16 protein-coding genes and 2 pseudogenes are annotated in these 19,036 nt (G+C 69.5%); 11 read left to right on the plus strand and 7 right to left on the minus strand.

The genetic code is table 11. The annotated features are described in order from the left end of the window. The first annotated feature begins 109 nt into the window (after window positions 1–109). From OG199_RS45510 to OG199_RS45540, 7 genes and pseudogenes are all read left to right on the plus strand, one after another. Window positions 110–1,126 (plus strand): zinc-dependent alcohol dehydrogenase family protein, encoded by a 1,017-nt coding sequence (locus OG199_RS45510; RefSeq protein WP_331728524.1) that lies wholly within the window; start codon window positions 110–112, stop codon window positions 1,124–1,126. A 35-nt stretch (window positions 1,127–1,161) separates the two neighbouring features. Then, window positions 1,162–1,539 (plus strand): hypothetical protein, encoded by a 378-nt coding sequence (locus tag OG199_RS45515; RefSeq protein ID WP_329293295.1) that lies wholly within the window; start codon window positions 1,162–1,164, stop codon window positions 1,537–1,539. Window positions 1,540–1,543: 4 nt separating this feature from the next. Then, a pseudogene (locus OG199_RS45520) lies at window positions 1,544–1,767 on the plus strand (cupin domain-containing protein); the annotation flags it as partial. Between the two features lie 95 nt (window positions 1,768–1,862). Beyond that, complete coding sequence (locus OG199_RS45525; protein ID WP_329293297.1) at window positions 1,863–2,546, plus strand: SDR family NAD(P)-dependent oxidoreductase; 684 nt, start codon at window positions 1,863–1,865, stop codon at window positions 2,544–2,546. Beyond that, window positions 2,543–3,067 (plus strand): cyclophilin-like fold protein, encoded by a 525-nt coding sequence (locus tag OG199_RS45530; RefSeq protein ID WP_331728530.1) that lies wholly within the window; start codon window positions 2,543–2,545, stop codon window positions 3,065–3,067. Before OG199_RS45525 ends, OG199_RS45530 begins: the two co-directional genes overlap by 4 nt. 44 nt (window positions 3,068–3,111) lie before the next feature. Continuing rightward, window positions 3,112–4,371: an MFS transporter gene (locus OG199_RS45535; protein ID WP_331728533.1), complete on the plus strand. Its 1,260-nt coding sequence runs from the start codon at window positions 3,112–3,114 to the stop codon at window positions 4,369–4,371. Window positions 4,372–4,408: 37 nt separating this feature from the next. After that, a complete protein-coding gene (locus OG199_RS45540) occupies window positions 4,409–5,176 on the plus strand; it encodes an SDR family NAD(P)-dependent oxidoreductase (RefSeq protein WP_168532012.1) in 768 nt (255 codons plus the stop codon). A 343-nt stretch (window positions 5,177–5,519) separates the two neighbouring features. Here the strand turns inward: OG199_RS45540 and OG199_RS45545 are convergent, their stop codons facing one another. Next, window positions 5,520–6,068, minus strand: coding sequence for a DUF6233 domain-containing protein (locus tag OG199_RS45545; protein ID WP_331728538.1), 549 nt, complete (start codon window positions 6,066–6,068; stop codon window positions 5,520–5,522). A 1,071-nt stretch (window positions 6,069–7,139) separates the two neighbouring features. After that, a complete protein-coding gene (locus OG199_RS45550; RefSeq protein WP_329293335.1) occupies window positions 7,140–7,337 on the minus strand; it encodes a hypothetical protein in 198 nt (65 codons plus the stop codon). A 785-nt stretch (window positions 7,338–8,122) separates the two neighbouring features. Here OG199_RS45550 and OG199_RS45555 point away from each other — a divergent pair. Beyond that, window positions 8,123–9,502, plus strand: a complete 1,380-nt coding sequence (locus tag OG199_RS45555; RefSeq protein ID WP_405835034.1) for a replication-relaxation family protein — start codon at window positions 8,123–8,125, stop codon at window positions 9,500–9,502. Window positions 9,503–10,150: 648 nt separating this feature from the next. On the opposite strand, the gene OG199_RS45560 is transcribed toward OG199_RS45555, so the two are convergent. Next, window positions 10,151–10,354, minus strand: a complete 204-nt coding sequence (locus OG199_RS45560) for a hypothetical protein (RefSeq protein WP_331728549.1) — start codon at window positions 10,352–10,354, stop codon at window positions 10,151–10,153. 530 nt (window positions 10,355–10,884) lie between these two features. On the opposite strand from OG199_RS45560, the gene OG199_RS45565 reads away from it, so the two are divergent. Further along, window positions 10,885–11,815, plus strand: a protein-coding gene (locus OG199_RS45565) for an IS5 family transposase (protein WP_405835036.1) whose coding sequence is annotated in 2 segments (ribosomal slippage) — window positions 10,885–11,249 and window positions 11,248–11,815 — 933 coding nt in all. Because the reading frame shifts where the segments join, the coding sequence is not laid out codon by codon here. Between the two features lie 27 nt (window positions 11,816–11,842). Here OG199_RS45565 and OG199_RS45570 read toward each other — a convergent pair. Further along, window positions 11,843–11,959: pseudogene (locus OG199_RS45570) on the minus strand (IS5/IS1182 family transposase); the annotation flags it as partial. A 199-nt stretch (window positions 11,960–12,158) separates the two neighbouring features. Here OG199_RS45570 and OG199_RS45575 point away from each other — a divergent pair. Continuing rightward, the gene (locus OG199_RS45575; RefSeq protein WP_331728552.1) at window positions 12,159–12,371 is read left to right on the plus strand and encodes a hypothetical protein; all 213 of its coding nucleotides are present in this window, start codon (window positions 12,159–12,161) and stop codon (window positions 12,369–12,371) included. Window positions 12,372–12,521: 150 nt separating this feature from the next. On the opposite strand, the gene OG199_RS45580 is transcribed toward OG199_RS45575, so the two are convergent. The 3 genes from OG199_RS45580 to OG199_RS45590 all read right to left on the minus strand — a co-directional run bounded on the left by OG199_RS45580 (window position 12,522) and on the right by OG199_RS45590 (window position 16,394). Further along, complete coding sequence (locus OG199_RS45580) at window positions 12,522–14,924, minus strand: Helicase associated domain protein (RefSeq protein WP_331728555.1); 2,403 nt, start codon at window positions 14,922–14,924, stop codon at window positions 12,522–12,524. A gap of 54 nt (window positions 14,925–14,978) precedes the next feature. Beyond that, window positions 14,979–15,623, minus strand: a complete 645-nt coding sequence (locus OG199_RS45585; RefSeq protein ID WP_331727657.1) for a helix-turn-helix domain-containing protein — start codon at window positions 15,621–15,623, stop codon at window positions 14,979–14,981. Window positions 15,624–15,863: 240 nt separating this feature from the next. Next, window positions 15,864–16,394: an adenylate kinase gene (locus OG199_RS45590; RefSeq protein ID WP_331728558.1), complete on the minus strand. Its 531-nt coding sequence runs from the start codon at window positions 16,392–16,394 to the stop codon at window positions 15,864–15,866. 1,069 nt (window positions 16,395–17,463) lie between these two features. On the opposite strand from OG199_RS45590, the gene OG199_RS45595 reads away from it, so the two are divergent. After that, complete coding sequence (locus OG199_RS45595; RefSeq protein WP_331727656.1) at window positions 17,464–18,651, plus strand: hypothetical protein; 1,188 nt, start codon at window positions 17,464–17,466, stop codon at window positions 18,649–18,651. Window positions 18,652–19,036 lie beyond the last annotated feature (385 nt).

Below are 19,036 nucleotides of genomic sequence, written 5' to 3' on the forward strand. Positions count from 1 at the left end.
CGTGGTGCTTCCCGTCCCGCCCACCAGGCGGAGCCCCGGGGGCTCCGCACCCGGCCGGGCGGCCCGCCGCCCGCACCTCCTTACCCAGAAACGCAAAGGAACCCCTCTCATGCGCGGCGCAGTGATCCACGCCTCCGGCGACATCCGCTTCGAGACCCTCGAGGACCCGAAAATCCTCAAGCCCACCGACGCGATCATCCGCACGGCCGTCACCTGCGTGTGCGGCTCCGACCTGTGGCCCTACCGCGGCGCCGAGCCGATCGGCGACCCGCACCCGATGGGCCACGAGTACGTCGGCTTCGTCGAGGAGATCGGCTCCGAGGTCACCTCGGTCCGGCCGGGCCAGTTCGTCGTCGGCTCCTTCGCGACCTCGGACAACACGTGCGCGAACTGCCGCAACGGCTTCCAGTCGAACTGCCTGCACCGCGAGTTCATGTCGACCTGTCAGGCCGAGTATGTCCGCATCCCCAACGCACAGGGCACCCTGGTCGCCACCGACGAGGCGCCGGACGAAAAGTTCTGGCCCGGGCTGCTGGCCGTCTCCGACGTGATGGGCACCGGCTGGTGGGCCGCGGACGCCGCCGAGGTCAAGCCCGGCTCGACCGCCGTGGTCGTCGGTGACGGCGCGGTCGGGCTGTCCGCCGTGATTGCGGCCAAGGAGATGGGTGCTGAGCGGATCATCGCTATGTCCCGGCACGAGAGCCGGCAGAAGCTCGCCCGCGAGTTCGGCGCCACCGACATCGTCACCGAGCGCGGCGATGACGGCGTGGAGAAGATCAAGGAGCTGACCGGTGGGAGCGGCGCCGACAGCGTCCTGGAGTGCGTCGGCACCCAGGAGTCCATGAGCCAGGCCCTGCACTCCGCCCGTCCCGGTGGCAACGTCGGCTTCGTCGGCGTCCCTCACGAGGTCACCGTCGGGGGTCAAGAGCTGTTCTTCTCCCACGTCGGCCTGCGCGGCGGACCCGCCCCCGTACGCCGCTACCTGCCCGACCTCATCGACCGCGTGCTCACGGGTGCGATTGACCCGGGCAAGGTCTTCGACCTCACCCTCCCCCTGGACCAGGTCGCCGAGGGCTACAAGGCGATGGACGAGCGGCGCGCCATTAAGACGCTCCTGACCCCCTGACGCCGCCCCGCCACATACTCATACGAGGAGTCTCCGTGCAGATCACCCGCAGCTCGAACGACACCGCCAAGGGTCCGGCCGACTGGTTCACCGGCGACGTCTACGTCGACGTCATGCCGCTGCCCTACTTCGAGGTCGAGGTCCCCATACACCGCCCAGACCAGCCGGGCGAAGGCCTGCACGTCTTCACGGGTCGCGCCGACAGCCCAGTCACCGCCGTGCGGCTCGCCCATGAGGCCTACGAGGCGGCGCGGGCCGCACGGGCCGCCGGGCTGGAGATCCCTCACGGGCATCCGGACGGCTGGGGTGCCTGCGGCTACCGCCCTGGCTGGGAGCCCGACTGGACGGCCGCGACCGCCGGCCGCTGGGACAGCCCCTACCGCTGCACCAAGCCGCGCAGCTTCGCGCTGTAGCTCCACCCCGGGACCCGACCTGTGTCAGCGCCGCGGCGACCGGTGGAAGTCATCCGGCCCGGCGACCGCGTCCTGTTCGAAGCCGACGAGGAGCACTGGCACGGTGCCGCGCCGAACCGGCTGATGGTCCACCTGGCCATCAACGAGGGCGACGACGACCACGACGTCGTGCACTCGCTGAACCCCGTCACCGACGAGGAGTACGCCACCACTCCGGCCACCGGCTGAACCCGGCCAACACCGTCCCTCACCCGGGAACCGTCCCGCTACCTGAGGCGGGCCCGATGGGGACCGCCTCGCCCAATTCATAAAGGAGAACCACCGTGACCACCTTCGCTCTCGTCGGCGCTGGCCCCGGCCTGGGCTTGGCTGCCGCCCGCCGCTTCGGCAAAGCGGGCCACCACGTTGCCCTCCTCTCGCGCAGCATCCAGCACCAGGACAACCTGGTGTACGAGCTGGCGCAGGAGGACATCCACGCGCGCGGCTTCACCGCCGACGTCCTCGACCCCGACTCCCTCACCACAGCCCTGCAAGAGGCCACAGACACGATGGGACCAGTCGAGATCCTGCAGTACAGCCCCGTACCGCGGGCCGACTTCATGAAACCGGTCCTGGAAACCACCGCCGCCGACCTGGACGACCCGCTGGCCTTCTCCGTCAAAGGTCCGCTCACCTGCGTGAACGCGGTCCTGCCCGGCATGCGGGAGCTGGGGACGGGCACGCTGCTGTTCGTCAACGGCGGCAGCGCGGTGCGCCCGAAGGACACCGTGACCGGCACCTCCATCGCGTTCGCCGGCGAGAGCGCATACGCGCAGATGCTCCACACCGCGCTAGCGCCGGAGAACATCCACGTCGCGCAGCTCATCGTGCCCGGGGCGATCAGCCCCGACTCCGCGACCTCCAGCCCCGAGACGCTGGCCGAGCTGCTGTACGGCCTGCACACCGACCGTGACGGCTTCCGCCACTACGCCGAGCCCATGCCCGACCCGCAGGACGGCACCCCATGACCACCCTCACCCTCCGCCGGGGCCTGACCACCACTGCCACCGTCGGCGTGCTGCTGGCGGCAACCGCCTGCTCCGACAACTCGTCCACCGAGCAGGCCCCCACCACCTCAGCCTCGGCCCCGGCCTCCACACCGGCCTCGGCGTCCGCGAGTCCGACCGGATCAGACAGGAGCACTCCGATGCGCGTCACCATCGACGGCCAAGAGGTGGAGGCGACCCTGAACGACAGCCCTGCCGCCCGCGACCTGGCCTCCCTGCTCCCGCTCACCCTGGACCTGGAGGACTTCCACGGGACCGAGCGGATTGCCGACCCGCCCAGGAAGCTGACCACCGAGAACGCGCCCGAACCGCAGGCGCCAAGGACCGGGGACCTCACCTACTACGCCCCCTGGGGCAACCTCGCCATCTTCTACAAGGACGGCCCCTCCGCCTCCTCCGACCTCCTGGTCCTCGGCCACCTCGACGCCGACGCCGACCAACTCGCCGGGGCCGACCGGATCACCATCGAGGCCGCCTCCTGACCTCCCCCAGCACCGCCCCTCCTCGTACGGGAAGAAGTTTTCGCATGCCCTCCGCCACCGGGTCCGCCCCCGGCAAGCTGCCCTTCGTCGTCTGGGTGCTCGCCGCCGGCACGTTCCTGATGGGCACCACCGAGTTCGTCATCGCCGGACTGCTGCCCGAAATGGCCGCCGACCTGAACGTCAGCGTGTCCCACGCTGGCCTCCTGATCACCGCGTTCGCCATCGGGATGATCGTCGGCGGGCCCACCATGGCCATGGCCACACTGCGCCTGCCCCAGCGCCACACCCTCATCGGCGCCCTGACCGTCTTCGCCCTCGGCCACGCCGTCGCCGCACTCAGCACCTCCTTCACCGTCGTGCTCACCGCCCGGGTCGTGACCGCCCTGGCCACCGGAGCGTTCTGGGCCGTCGGCTTCGTCATCGCCACCACCGCGGCAGGCCCGGCCCAGTCCACCCGGGCGGTCGGCGCCATGATGGGCGGCCTCACCCTGGCCAACGTCATCGGCGTGCCGATCGGCTCGTTCGTCGGCCACTACACCGGCTGGCGCGGCCCCTTCTGGGCACTCGCCGTCCTCGCCGCCCTGGCCGCCGCGTTCGTCGGCCAGTTCATCCCCCGTACCGAGCAGCAGGCCGAAGTCTCCGTGCGCGCCGAGGTCCGCGCCCTGAAGCAGGGGCGGCTGTGGCTGGCCCTCGGCGCGGCCGTGCTGATCATGGGCGGGGTCCTGGCGACGTACACCTACATCACGCCGCTGCTGACCGACCGTGCGGGCATCCCGGCCGGCGCCGTCCCGCTGGTGCTGATCGCTTTCGGCATCGGGGCGCTGGGCGGCACCGCGATCGGCGGCCGTCTCGGTGACCACCGCCCGATGGTCACCACGATCACCGCATCGGCAGCCACCTCCCTCATCCTGCTGGCCCTGATCCCCGCCTCGAACAGCCCGGTGGCCGCCGTGATCCTGGTCTTCGGCATGGCCCTGGCCGGGTTCACCGTCAACCCGGTCGTCACCTCCCTCGCCGTCCGCTTCGCAGGCGACGCCCCCACCCTCACCTCGGCGCTGACCACCTCCGGCTACAACACCGGCATCGCCGCCGGATCCCTCGTCGCGGGCCGGGCCCTGGACTCCTCCCTCGGCCTGACCGGTCCGGCCTTGGTCGGCGCGGTCTTCGCCGCGCTCACCCTGCTGCCCCTGATCGCCCTCGCGCTGCGCGGCACCATCGGCCCCTCCCGGGTCGTCGCCCACCACACCACCGACACGGCCGCCGAACCGGAGACGGCCGACGCCACCGCCACGACCGCACGCTGAACTCCACGCTCGTACAACCTTGTTGGGAGCCACCGCCATGAACCCCACCTACGACTTCACCGGTAAGGTCGCCTTCGTCACCGGCGCCTCCTCCGGCATGGGCCTGGCCACCGCCCGCGCCTTCGCCGAAGCAGGCGCGGCCGTCGGCCTCGCCGACATCAACGAGGACGCCGTCAACGCCGCCACCAAGCAGCTCGCCGACGACGGGCATCAGGTCCTCGCGCTGGTCTGCGACGTTACCGACGAGGCCCAGGTCGCCGCCGCCATCGACCGCACCGTCGAAGCCTTCGGACGGCTCGACATGGCCTACAACAACGCCGGGATCATGCCCCCGCCCACCGACGCCGCCGACGAGAGCGCCGACCAGTTCGACCGCGTCCAAGACATCAACCTGCGCGGCATCTGGGCGAGCACCAAGCACGAACTGCGCCACATGCGCACCCAGGGCAGCGGCGCGATCGTCAACTGCTCCTCCCTCGGCGGCCTCGTCGGCAACCCCGGCCGCGCCGCCTACCACGCCTCCAAGCACGGCGTCATCGGCCTGACCAAGAGCGTCGCCCTCGAATACGGCTCGCGCGGTGTGCGGATCAACGCGGTGTGTCCCGGCACGATCAGCACTCCGATGGTCGACGCCATGGTCGAAGGCGGCGAACTCGACCGCGACCAGGCCGAAGGAGGACAGGCCATCGACCGGCTCGGCACCGCCGACGAGATCGCTCAGGCCGTCCTGTGGCTGTGCAGCGACGGCGCCAGCTACGTCACCGCCATCGCCTTGCCCGTCGACGGCGGCTACACCGCGCAATAGCTCGCCCCCGACCGCCCCCGCCCACCGGCTCGCCGGCGTGACCGCAGGACTCGGCACGCCGAGGACGCTGAGCTGAACGGGGAGGAGGAAGACCGCCCCGGACACGCCGACCGGGGAGGTCACCGTCGAGATCAGCAGTGTGGGCCGCGAACCCGGCCCAGATCGTCCACTCCACCGCTGCTCCTTGCTTGCCCGGCCAGTGTTGGTGGAGTAGCCGGCGGAACCGCACCGTGGCGACGAGCTGTCCACGAATCGCGGGTGCAGCGGCCGTGCAGCCGCCCGCATCCAGCGCGGCCCGCATCCAGCGCGGCCGCAGCGATCCTGCCGACGTGCGGCATACCGGTCATCGGGGCAGATTGGCGGTTCGTTCGGGGTGGGCATCGGCTCGGGCAGCGTCCAGATCACCCCGGATCCCTTCCACCCGACGCTGCGCCGTCTCCCGCCGCCGAACAAGGGGAGGCGCTGTGTCGTCCGGCTTGTCTTCTGGTCGGCAGAAGTCGCAGGTCTTGATGTATTCGGTGTCGCGGATGGCGACGTGGAACTGGGCTGCGGAGATCGGCGAGGCCTTCCGGTTGGCCTTGGTGCAGCTATCGACGTGGAGGACAGCGGGCTGGGGGTCTTTGGGGTGGCGCTTGCTCTCCAGCATGTAGCCGTCTCCCGCCCCGGTGGGGCCGTTGGGAGGCGGTTCGGCAGGCCGGACCGGCGACAGTGACCGTCGGGCCTGCGGCTGTTGTGGCTGGCGGAGCGGTCGGCCGGCCGCGTGGAGGGCGCGCTGTACTTCGTCGCGCTGCAGGCGGAGGTAGGTGCGGAGGGTGTCGGTGTCGGCGAGCTGCCTGTCGAGGTGGGCGAGGATCGCGCGGAGGCGGGCGGGATCAGGCGGCAGATCGGACATGTGTTCGATTATATTCGAGCGGCCGCCGTCCGCAGCCGTGGAGATCCGCCGAAGACTGGTGACGGGGCACCCGTCCGGGCTCGTGGCATACCGGCGCGGGATGGTGAGGGTCCGACAATCGGGGAGTGTTCTATTCTTTGTTCGAGGTGGTGAGTGTTCGCTGCCCGGATGAGGACACAGCGATGACGACGGCAGCGCCCCGGGTTTCGGAGCCGGATCCCAGCACGATGCACTGCGCGGGCAGTCAGGTCGGCCTGTGTGCGGGATGTCAGCGGCAGACGTGGCGCTACGGGCCCGGCGGGCTCCCGCTGTGCAGTTGGTGCATGACTGATCAGCAGGCGCGATGGGGCTCTGCCGTCCGTTTCACCAGCACTCGCCCGTAGCCGCACCAGGCCGCCTCCAGCGTCCCTGAACGCCGTGACGAACGGGGAACATCCGAGGCTGTACGCGGGTTACACCAGGCGTGGTTGTGAAGGTGACAGTGTCCCCGGGCCTCACCTCTAGCCCATGGGGACGATCGTTCGGCTGAAGCCTCATGGAGCCTTTCGCCGCGTAGGCGACCGCCCTTCACAGTCACGCATGTAGCCCCGGCCGGGACCGACACCGGACCGGGGCTACATGCGTACCGGCCCATGGGCATGCCAGCGGGGCGGGGCTGGTGCGGAAAAGCACCGGCACGCGGGCCGGTTGGTTGCGCGGACTCTGCGCAGCCGGTGGGTACGCGCAGCGGGCCCGCGCAACACTCTCCGGGACTGCGCAGGGTTCCGCCGCCGCGGTCCGCGCCGAACGCGGCGGCAGGCCTTGCTTGTTCATGGTGTGGGCTTTGGTGTGGCCTCACCACAGCCCACACCAGCGTCGCCCCGACCATGGCTGGGCTACGGCGCAGACCACCCCAGCTGACTGCGCGGGGTCTGCGCAATGGGTGTGCCCCGGCTGCGCACCGCTGTGACCTGGGGTGGTCGGGTGCGCAGCCGGGGCGGAGGACGTGACAGCCCGAGGGGTGCGGACGGCAGTCCTGGCTCCCTTTTTCCGCGTGGCTGCGGTGGAGGGGCTTGTGACGCTGTGCGGTCGTCAGCGCTGGGGGCGCTTCGCCTGGCTTGCGCTACCGCCCTTGTGACCGGCTGCGCGGGCCTCTTCACTGCTGAAGTGCTGGGCTGCGCCCTTCTCCTGGGCCGTGTCGCCCTTGCGCGCGGCGGCAGCGCGCCGCTCTTCGGGGGTCATGTCCGCAAGGTTCTTCTTGTCCGCGCGGTCGCTCTGGTTCTCGGCCATGGTGACGTCTCCTGTGGGAAGAGAAACTGGGGGTGACATGAGAGTCACACACCGTGGACAGGCCCGCACCTTGGATCATTACCGTGGGTAGCGGCTCTGGGGGATGCCGCGTCGGTGCTCTCCGACGCTCACGGGGCTGATTGCGCAGAGCCTGCACAATCAGCCCGAGGGCTGCGCCTCGGCGCGCGGCTGCGCAGCGCGGTGACCTGCTGTGGTCGGGTCTGTGGTTGGGGCGATGGTCAGGTGCAGTGGTGCTGGCGGTTGCGCACACCACACCGCCCTTGGTGACGCGTTGCCGTCGCGGTGTTGCCCGCGCACGGGAGTGAGGTCTGTACTGGTACCTGGTGGCGTCCTGGAGAGTACGGGCGCCCCCGTGATCATCGGCTCGTCCGGCGCTCACTGCGCAGCGGTGGTGTTCACCACCGACCTGGTCGCGGTCGGGGTGGTGTGGCCTGGTAGGGAGTTGACCATTCCCCCTACCGTCTCCCCTACCGTTCCCCCTGCCAACTCCCCTACCGGCACGTGGAGTGGCCTCGCCGGAGTTCGTGCAGGTCAGACCCCTTGGCCAGGCCCGACCATGCGTCCCGACAACCCTCTGTCCTCTCCTTATGCCCTCCTGCTTTATAGGGGTGTGGCGTCAGTGGCAGGTGGCAGGGTGGTGCGGCGTCGAGTCGAGAGGGTTGGGCGGGTGCGCGTGGGGTGCGCGGCCCGGCGCGGCCGGTCCGCGGTTTCGGGCGCCTGTCGGCGCCAGGGGCGGTGAGACAGGGGCTGGGAGGGGTGTGGGTGTGGGTGGTTCGTTGACGTATCCGTACGGGTCGACGAGCGCGGTGCGCGGTCACGTGCTCGCCGCGCTCGGTGTGCTGAAAGTAGCGAGCGCGGACCAGATGCGCAGGCTGACCTGTCCGGGACACAAGGACAGCAAGGGCGTACGCAACGCCTGCCTCGACCTTGCCAAGCACGGACTGACCCTCTCCGAGGGCAGCGCCCGTGACGGACAGAAGCTGTGGGGCCTGACCCTGCTCGGTCTCACCGCCGCGGCCGAGGTCCTCGGACGCCCGGCGGCGGACATGGGTGGCAACGCACGCGGTGCGGCGCGTTCGGGTGCCCCGCACGCGATGGCCGTCAATGAGACCGTCATCGCGCTCACCGGCACCCAACCGGTCCCCACACGCCCCGTCGCCCGCAGCACGCCAACCACCGCCCCCGGGACGCCTATCGCGACCGCTGCGCCCGCTGTTCCGGCGGGGTTCGGGTCGGTGGGGTCGTGGGCGACGGAGGTGGTGCACAACCTGCCCGGTACGAGCCGTACGCGTCCTTCGGTCCGCGCTGACGCGGTCCTGCGGGCCCCGGCGGCCGGCCTGCCCGTACTGCTGGTGGAGGTCGATCGGTGCACGGAGGCGGACGAGGTGCTGGCGGGGAAGTTCGCCCGCTACCACCAGTACTTCCGCGTGAAGGTCAAAGACCCCGCGATCCCCGTAGCCCACGCGGTGCATGCGAGTCTGAGCGTCCCGTTGTGGCAGAGCCTCTACGCGCCGACGGGCCGGGACGGGTATCCGCCGATTGCCGTGGTGTTCGAGCCGGGTACCCGGCTGGGGGAGCAGGCGCTGAAGAACCGGATGAACCGGGTGCTGGATCTGACCCGCGAACACTGGTCGGGCAAGTATCAGAAGCTCGGCGGCTTCGGTGGCGAGCCGGACGGCTTCGTGGACTTCACCGACGCCATCCCGGTTCTCTTCACCACCCTGGACCGCATCCAGGAATCCGGGCCGCTCGCACCGGTGTGGTGGCGCTGCGGACACCGCCGCTGGGAAACCCTCACGGACGCCCTGGACAACCCCCGGGACCGCAGAGCCTGGCGCCGGCGCGAGGACGAACGCAACGCAGCCCGGGAACGGAAGGAGGGACCAGCTGCCGCCGGGGACTGGCATCAGCGGCCCATCCCTGCGCAGCCCGAACCCGCCTTCCCGCCGCCCCCGCCCTGCGGGACCTGCGGCGGCCCGCTCAAGAACCTTGGCGGCGAAGACCCTTCCGCCCCGCCACCGGACGGACGCACCTGCGAGGCCTGCCGCATCACCGAAGCTGCGCAGCCGCCCACCGGACTACTCAAAGCCCTCTTCGGCCGCCAGGACAAACAACCCCGCAACGAGCCCCCAGCATGGCTGTGACGGCCGACAGGACAAGCGGCAAGCGGGTCCGTGCACAGTGGGCGTCCGACCGCGCGTCGCGCATCGACGGCTCATGCCGCGTGCCACCATTCGGTGGGCGCCCTGTCTAACCCAGGGCGCTCCTGACCGTGCGCAGCTGCTTCGCCCCCCGCCGACGGCTGCGCACGGTATCCCCGCTCACCAACCCCGGTGCTCTCAGTCGCAGTTGAGCCCGAGGGCGGCGAGCTGACGGCTCTGCCTGGGCGTGCCGTGGGGTGCACCGTCTCGACAAGGCCCTGCACGGCCGCGTTCACGCGCCGGTCCCGAGGACGCCCGGCGCGCAAATTGCGCCACCTCGTACGGCAGTTGAAGACCACCCACGCGGTCGTTAGCCTGCTCGGCCGTCCTGTCCGGCGCCAGGGCCCGGACCTGCCCGCCTCGTGGTGGGAAGCGCTGACCGGGACGCTGGAAGAGGTGTCGGCGATCGGCCCTTGCCGTATCGCTGTACGCGAGCGGTACACGGCCGGATCGTCCCCGAGTTCCTCGGCATCGGGGCCCCTGCCGTGACCTCCTGGAGCACCGCGCACGGTGACCTGCACTGGGCAGACCTGGCCGCGCTCCTACGGATACTCGGCTGGTAAGGCTGGGGCCTCGCCCCGCTACTGCGCACTACTTGTAGGTAGTCGTGCAGGTCTGGTACTTGTCACCGCCCTTCCAGTAGGTCGTGCAGACCTTGACCTTGTTGTTGCTCTGTTTGCTGGGCCACCTGTTGTTGTTCCACTTGCTGTTGCCCCACGGGTTGTTGTTCCACTTGTTGTTGCCCCACGGGTTGTTGCCCCACGGGCTGTTGTCCCACTGGTTCGGCGTTGTCACGGGTGGCTGTGTTATCACGATCACCGGTGGGGGCTGTGCTGGCGGGGGCTGTGCTGGCGGGGGCTGTGTCGGTGGGGGCTGTGTTGGCGGGGGCTGCGTCGTCCCTCCCGGGTCCTGCTTGACGATGTCGCCTGCCGGTAGCGTCTTGGCGATCACCGGGGGCTTGACGATGTCGCCTCTCGGTAGCGGCTGGGGATCGTCCTGTGGCAGTCCAACTGCCGCGGTTTGCGCTGCCTGAGTCTGTGGAGGCGTTGCAGCGTGGGCAACAGGCGTCACCGCGAGAAGCCCTCCGGCGAGCAAGACCGGACTGCTGAGAGCGATGAGCCGTCTCCTGGCCGGAGAAACTCGATGTTTTGCGGTCACGAGATATCACCTCGGAAGAATGGGGGGATATGTGCCTCTCATTCCGATTTAGTCGACGTAGCACCACAAGTCAAACGGAGTGTCAGTAGTCTGAGAGCCAGTCAGGACTTAGGCGCTGTTTCTCGGATCTCCCTCCGTGAACGGGGTGTTGGGGGCAGGCTGGCTCCATGGGACGCGGAGACCTGACGAATGCGGAGTGGGACCGGCTGGAGTCGTTCTTACCTCGCGGTGGTGCGCGTGGGGGCCGGTGGAGTGATCACCGGCGGGTGATCAACGGGGTGCTGTACCGGGTCCGCACGGGGGTGCAGTGGCGGGATCTGCCCGAGCGGTTCGGACCGTGGGAGACGGTCTACAAACGTCATCGCCGCTGGTCGGCGGACGGGACCTGGCACATGCTGCTGTCGAAGGTGCAGGCCGCAGAGGACGCCGCGGGCCACATCGACTGGGACGTGTCCGTCGACTCCACGGCGGTGCGAGCTCACCAGCACGCCGCCGGCGCGCGGAAGGCACCGCCCACCGCGGCTGCTCAAAGGGGGCCCTTCCGCGGACGAATCAGGGCGATCCGGTGCTTCGGAAACTGGCCGTCCGGCTGGAGGAGGTGGTCAGGTCGGCGAGTGCCTGGGACGTTCCCGGGGCGGCTTCACCACCAAGATCCACCTCGCAGCGGACGGGCGATGCCGACCGCTCACCGTTCTCCTGACACCTGGACACTTCGGTGACGGCCCCCAACTGCAGCCCGTCCTGGAGCAGGTGTCGGTACCCCGCAGCGGGGTCGGCCGGCCTCGCAGCCGGCCCGACCATGTCCTGGCCGACAAGGCCTACACATCCCGCGAGAACCGCCGCTACCTGCGACGACGCGGCATCTCGCACACCATCCCCGAACGACTCGACCAGCGCAGACACCGACGCAACCGCGGTTCCCAAGGCGGTCGGCCCACCGGATTCGACCGCGAACAATACAAGAAACGCAACACCGTTGAGCGAGCCATCAACCGTCTCAAGGGCTTCCGCGCGGTCGCCACACGCTACGAGAAACGGGCCTACACCTACCTCGGCACCGTCACCGTCGCAGCACTCATCATCTGGCTCCGCACATGATCCGAGAAACAGCGCCTAGACCGTGTCCTATGTATTGAGACGGGCGAGGCTTTTACGGCAGCAGACGGCTGCCGAGAGGCCGAGAAAGGTCAGGTAGTTGCGAGGGCGACGTTCGTAGCGTCAATTGAGTCGGCGGTAGCCGGTGCGCAAGTCTCGGGGGTGGGCAGTGAGCGGCCTCGGCAAGCAGCTCCCGCCCCTGTCCGCGGGGCGGACCGGATTTCACGGCCCTTGTGCGGGCCCCTCACGCCCGTACGGACGACGGTAACGACACGGCGTCACCAACGCCCGCCACGGCCGCTCACGAGCCTGTACAGCGGCCCGAACGGGCCACGCGGGTTGAGCCATGGACCGCCGCTCCTGGTACATGCCGAAGGAGTCCGCCGACGCCCAGGCCGCCGCCCCGGAAGACCTGCACTGGTCCACCCGGCAGTCCAAGCACGCCCTCATGGTGACGCTGGTCGATGCCGCCCTTGCGTACATGGACGAGATCCAGGAGCGTGGGAGTAGTCGCACCTTTCGCACCCCGTGCGACATCGGTACCTCGACGGCTCGGTAAGGATCCAAGTCACAGGTAATACCAGCCGAAAGAGCGCTCCCACCTGTGTTTCACATCCAGTGAACCCAGGCCCAGCGGCATAGCCCCGCATCAAGCACCGTAGGCGACACGGGCGCTCGCCAGGCCCCACACGACCGCCATAGAGATTCTCTATGCCGCCCATTCCAGACCGAGTTGGGCGAGTGCGGTGAGCTTGTCGGGGGTGAGCTTTGCCCGCCTGCTCTTGCTGTTGGACAGGAACACGCCCAGTTTCACGGGGTACTCCTGGCCGTCGATCACGATGGTCTCTACGTGGCTCCTGGGGACGGTCACCGAGCCCGTGCGGGTCTGGTACTGCGTGAGGGCTGCTACGCCCTTCTCGAAGGCGCTCACGGCTGCCGTGGGCGCCTTCACGGCCGCTTCCGGCTCCGGGGCCAGCGGCGTGATGCCGGGCCGTTCCAGGCGCTCGCGCTGCCCGTCCGTCAGGGCTGCCCAGACTGCAGGCTTGCGTTGCCGGACCAGCCACTTCCCGATGTCCATGCCGTGGACCGTGAACCCTGGCAGGACCTCCGTCTGACCGGCCTCGCCGCCTTCGTCGGCCAGCAGTTCGCGCAGCGCGGCGTAGTGGCGTTGCCAGTCCGCCGGCCACGCCGGGTTCCAGTCCTCATCGACCGCCAGGAGCGCGGCCTCCCACTCCGGGTGCCCGTCGAGAGCGCCAGGGCGTCGCAGGTTGGACAGCCACTGTCCTACCGGCTTGTCCAGCGCGGTGGCGGAGCGGGGTGCGCAGAGCGTCCAGTGCTGCTCGTAGTAGACCCGGGCCGCGGCGAGGTTCTCCTGGAAGCGCTCATCGGCGACCGACCAGACCATGCCCAGCTGTTCCAGCCGCGCGGCGCGCTTGCCGGTCATCTGCCCGGCCCCGAACGCGCGTCGCTGCTCTGCCACCCAGGTCCCCAGCGGGAACGCGCCCTCCCGGTGCTCGTACGGCACCCGGGCGTGAAGCTCACGCTGCGTGAACTTTTTGAGCGATGTCCAGCCGCGGGCCCAGTCTTGGCGTTCGGTGTCGATCACGTTGAAGGAAACCCAGTCCGCGACCATGACCGGGTCCCTGGGGGCCGCGAAACGCAGCAGCAGACGGGATTCTTCTTCGCCTTCCTCGGGCGGGGGCCCGATGTACTCGGACGGCTGTGCGACGTCTTTCTGCGGCTCCTGCGGAATAGCCAGCAATTCGACAGCTTCTTCATCATGAGCCCGGAGTCCTTCGAGGACTTTCACCAGAGGCCGATACGATCCCGAGGTGAACATGTCCTCCGGCTTTTCTCCCGGCTGGAGAAAGACGGGCACGATCAAAGAAGCGAGCTTCCCCTGTCCCGGCTTTTGGCGCAGCGCCCGGCCGATGGCCTGGACGATGTCGTGCGGCGCCCCCTTGGGATCCAGCAGGGCAACCGAATCCACCGCCCGGATGTCCACCCCCTCACCCAAGACCCGGCAGTTCGAGAGCACGGCCCGCTGCGCCGTGGTCCCGAACGAGCCCAGGACCTCGCGCCGATGCTGTGGGGCGTGTTCGCCGCACAGCCAGTCCGCCCACACCCGCGCCGGATACGTCTCGGGCCGGTCGGCATGCAGCTTCGCCGCAACACGCTCCAGGCCCTCCGCGTACGCCTGCGCCTCTATCGTCCGGTGGTGAAAGGTGATGCACGTCTGCAATCCATGCTGCGCCATCGTGTGTAGCAGCGCGGCCTGCAGGGCACCGATCCGCTGCCCGCGGACCTCCTCCGTATGCCGCTCCTCGCCCATCAGCCGCTCCGGGGTGACGACCGGGTCCTGCAGCTCCAGGACGATGATCTGATACCGCGCCAGCAACCCACGCGAGACGGCCGATGCGAGCGACAGCTTGTAGAGCACCGGCCCGAACACGGCCTCGTCATCCATCGACGCCGCCATCTCCCTCGGCAGCGCCTCACGCACCCCCTCCGCAACCTCCCAACCCGGCCGCTCCTGCCAGATCCGCGGCGTCGCCGTCAGATACAACCGCCGGCGCGCCGGGATGACGGTCTGGTCGTGGATGTCCGCCCACGCCTTACCCATCGACCCGGACGTCCGGTGCGCCTCATCGACCACCGCGATGTCAACGGGGGCAAGTTGCTGCCCGTAGGCGCCCTCGAACGCCTCCGCCAGGACACCCAAGCTGGCGTACGTCCCGAACATGATCACGGGCCCCGTACCGTGCCACAGTGCCAGCTGCACAGGGTTCGTGGTCGCACGGACCTTCAGGTTCCACAGCTCCGGATCGTCGGTGAGACTGCACACCGCGACCGCCGGCCCCGAGTGCCCGACCTCACGCCACGCCTTCACGGTCTGTGTGAGGAGGTCGAGCGTCGGCACCAGGACGAGGATGCGGCCCTTGGGGGCAAGCCGCTTCGCTGCCGCGGCGGCGATGATGGTCTTCCCCGTCCCGCAGGCCGCGTGGACTTGTCCGCGAAGGCCGTTGGAGGGGATGCCGCCGGATGGGATGTCGAGACCGCGCACGATGGCACTGACAGCCTCGACCTGATGGTCACGCAGTTTCACGGCCATTCCCGTGTTCTCCTTTTCGCGGAATGCGGCGCGTCATCGGAAAGGGGGCGTTCCTCAGGCCTGGGTCTCGTGCCCGTCGTTGGACTGGGCGTGGGGGATGTTGTCCTGGAGTGCCGCGGCCGTTGTGAGGAGGCGTTCCCAGGTGCGGGGGGTGCCTTCGTGCTGTGCGGCGAGCTCGGCGGCGATGCGGCTCTTGGGGGCGCTGGCCGCGGCGGCGAGGGCGTCGGTGGCTGTCTGAAGGCGTGGGTCGCCGTCGTAGGGGTGGGCTTTACGGGGGCCCTGGTGTTCGCCGGCGCGGCGGCCGCCGCCCTTGCCCCGGCCGGGTGGGTTGTCGCGGCGTTCGTTGACCTCGCGTCGGGGCCACAGCCGAGTGCCGTAGACGGTGGTGCCGCCGGAGAGGTGGCCCTGGGCGGCGTAGGCGCGGACGGTGCCGGGGTTGATGCCGAGCTCCGCGGCCGCTTCCTTGTCGGTTAGGAGGTCGTCGGGGTGTTCGCCGGCGGGCAGCGAGGGGACGGGCTTGCCTGCGAGATAGGCCTCGGTCTGGGCGAGGTCGTAGAGCAGGGAGCGGCTGTCGGGGAGCAGACCGGGGACGTGGCTGCGGAAGTCGGGGGCGTCACGGCGGCGCCAGGTGGCCAGGGGAACTCCGGCCCGGCGGGCGATGTCGGCTTCGTTGATGACCGGCCGGTTGCGGGGGATCATGGGACCGTCTCCTCGATGGCTGCTGCGCCGCGGTTGCGGCCTTGTATGGTTGGCGTGCAGGGCCGGTTCCTTTCCGGGTCTGATGTTGTGTAGAAGCCGGCGGTGTGCCGGGTCGCTCTTCGAGTGACCCTCCGTCGGCTTCGCTCGTTCCCGGGGGTGATCCACCCAATGATAGACATTTTCAACGTTACAGCATTCTAGCCCACCCGAGGGTGATCCGCCAAGCCCCCCGTGCCAGGGTCACCGTCCGCTGAGCTGCCGAGCAAGCCACGCGTCCGCCGCGCGCCCGCTGCGGAGCCGTACGACACGGACACCCAGAGCGGCCGTCTCGGCGACCTGCTGGGCATACCGGGGGCGGTTGTTGCGGTACTTGCGGACGGCGGTGCGCAGCAGGGAGCGCCGGCCGAAGAACGCACGCTTCCACGTGAGCCGCTTCGCCTGCGCGCTCGAGTCCAGACCGGCGAGCTGGCGCAGGCTTCGGTGCACGATCCGGCACACGACCAGAGACAGCGGGAGGTCGAGCCAGACCAGCACGTCGGCCCGGTGCCAGACCACATCCGCGAGTTTGGAGTAGTTTCCCTCTACCACCCACGATTCCCCGCGAGTGATCCTGTCGACCTCGTCACGGAATTCATCGAGCGGGAGAGTCCCGTTCTCGGTGAACAGGATCTCGTCAAGGTCCGTATGGGGGAGGCCCAGGGAAGCGGACAGCTTTCGCGAGATCGTCGACTTCCCGCTCGCAGGGGGACCGAACAGAGCCAACTTTTTCACCAAGGATTCCTATCTGCTCATCCGATGCCGCAACAGCAGCGAATTATCCTTGATTTCGAAGACTTTTTCCTCTCGTTTCACCGAATCCGAATTCTTCGATGCACGCCCCTCGCGGGCTCCCGGCGCCACCCCGCCGTGCAGGCCCGACGCGGCCGGCCGACGGGTGCACGGGGCGCGCCAGGCGCGGCGAGGCCGGGGCGTCGCCGTGATGCTTCCAGAGGTCGATCCCGCCCGGCCGCCGACCGCGACCAGGAGTTCCCAGGCAATCTGGCTGCCGGGGCGTCAACGGTGCGCGGACAGCGGTGAGTTGGGCGCGCCTCCGCAGCAGTAGGCGGCGGAGAGCCCGGCGGCTCTTGAGCCGCGCCTGACGGCCCGGCCTGGCCCCGCCTGACGGTGGGGCCCGCGCAGCGCCGTGCCTGTAGGGCGTGGTGGTGGCCGGACGGTGACGGGATGAAAGGGCGCCGGGGCATACCGGGGCGCGGCGCGGGGAGAGCGGCTCGGGTGTGCTGGGGCGCGCGTGGAGTGTCTTCCTGGGGGCTGGGGCCGGTGGTGTCCCGCCGGGGCTGGGGCGGTCCGCTGCGCTCCCCGCCCCAGCCGGGGCGTGCCCGGTCCGCTCCGCGGCCCGGGGCGCGCGCTCCGCGCGCTCACGCCCCTGAGGGGGCTGGGGCTGTCGTGTCCGGTCGGGCCTCTCCGCTGCGCTCCGGGCCGCTCCTGTCGGTCGTCCGGGCCGGGCAGCCGCTCCGCGCCAGCCCTCGGCGCTCCGCGCCGCCGGACTTCTCGGCCGGGCGCTGTGCGCCCTCGCGTTGGCCGTCCGGTCCGGTGCCGTCGCAAGCGACGTCCCCTCTCCGCTGCGCTGCGCCGGACGTAGTCCCCCCGGACGCTCCGCGCCAGGGGGAGGCGGGACACCACCGGCCCCAGCCCCCAGCCCGTTAAACGATCATGTAAAAGCGCCCCTGAGCAGGCATTTTCCATAGACGAGTGGTCCTAATTGCTGTAATGTTGTTCTTGTCGGAAGGGGCGGCACACCCCGACCGGCCACAACGTCAACCAAGCGAAGGGAAGGCCCACCGTGGCCCGTCCACTGCTCCCGCAGCACCTCGAAGACCGCCGCATGAACCTGCGCGTCCTCGACTCCCTGCCCGCAAAGGGCTACCCGGGATACGTCAACCGCACCGGCCGCCTGCGGACCGTCACTCACCTCTACGACCGCACCACGGTCCTCGGACACGTCTCGATCTCGCCGGACGAGGCGTACGCCCTCACCAACAAGGCCGCACCCCACGCCCTGTACGAAATCATGGTGATCTCTGCCGGGACCACGCACCGGCCGGGACTGCACGACCACTCCCCGGAGTTCGGCAAGGCGTTCGGCGTCATGGCCGACAGCTTCGCGGACCACTGCCGCGCCTACGACCTCACCCCGGTCGTGTCGTGGAGCTACGACCCCAAGACGCTGGACCGCGAGTCCATCCAGGGCGAAAAGCGGTTCCACGCCCACCTCGTGGGCCGCACCAAGAGCGAGCGCGCCACCGTCGCGGAAGAGGCCGTGAGGGCCGGACAGCTCTCCACCACCCGAGCACGCCGCATCGTGGAAGAGGCATCCATCCTCGGCTCACTCCTCAGCGCCGATTGCGTGGACCCGGATGCGCTCCGCGTCCTCGTGCCCGTCCCGGCGCTCTCCACGCCCACGGCGACCGTGACCGCCCAGTTCCTCCTGCCGAACGGCTGGGAAAGCCTCACGGCCCCCGGACTGCATGACGATCTGGTCTACGTCCACCGCAAACTGCGGCGGACGTACGACGAGATCATCCGCACCTGCACCACCGGCACCACCGGCCTGTGGGAAAGGCCCGTGGTCCGGGAATTCGACGCGGACGAAATCGGCGTCCCCCTCCGCACGGAGACCCGCGCCACCCTCGCCCACTACCTCCGGGCCCTCCGCCCGGAGATCCTGACGGACCGCAAGGGCTCCAACCGGTCCCGTGGTACCCACGTCTACCCGCTCGCCGATCTGGCCTACGCCGTCACCATCGCCGAGCAGAACGACAAGGTTTACCTGCACCTGCGCACCAACCTGTTTTCCGACCTCGGAGGAGCCGGAATCAGCATCATCGACGGAGCCATCGTGAAGACGAAGAAGGGGGTAGGAACGCTCCGCGCCGACGAAATCGCGGCCCGGAACGCATTCCAGGCCGAATACCTCGGCCAGATCTACCGGCACCCGCTAGCCTCCCGAGTGTTCTTCCCGAGGATCTAACCGGAACAGCGGGAGGGGAGTACTCCCCTCCCGCTGGGGGTTTGGGTGGTGCGGCTGGGACCCAAACGCTACACAGCTAGATATTGTGATGCATCACCGCATTGTGTGTTCGCTTGCCGGGTGATGCATCGACGTATTCCGCCCACCACGGTTGCAGAGTTGGCGTGTATGCTGGCGGGGTATTGGTTAACGCGAGCGGCCGGATTCGAGGATGAGGGAGGGGTTCGGGTGGAGCGCAGCGGAACCCGTCACTGCGGTGGTGCCGACACTCCGTCAGGCCGACGGTCCATCACCTTCGTTGCCGGGGTGGTAGCTGGGATTCCCAGTCGCTACACAGGCCCGCGCGTGATGCATCTCCCCTTACTGCCAGCTCTGGCGACCGCGC

It is taken from the genome of Streptomyces sp. NBC_01176 (assembly GCF_045039825.1).
Classification (GTDB): Bacteria; Actinomycetota; Actinomycetes; order Streptomycetales; family Streptomycetaceae; genus Streptomyces.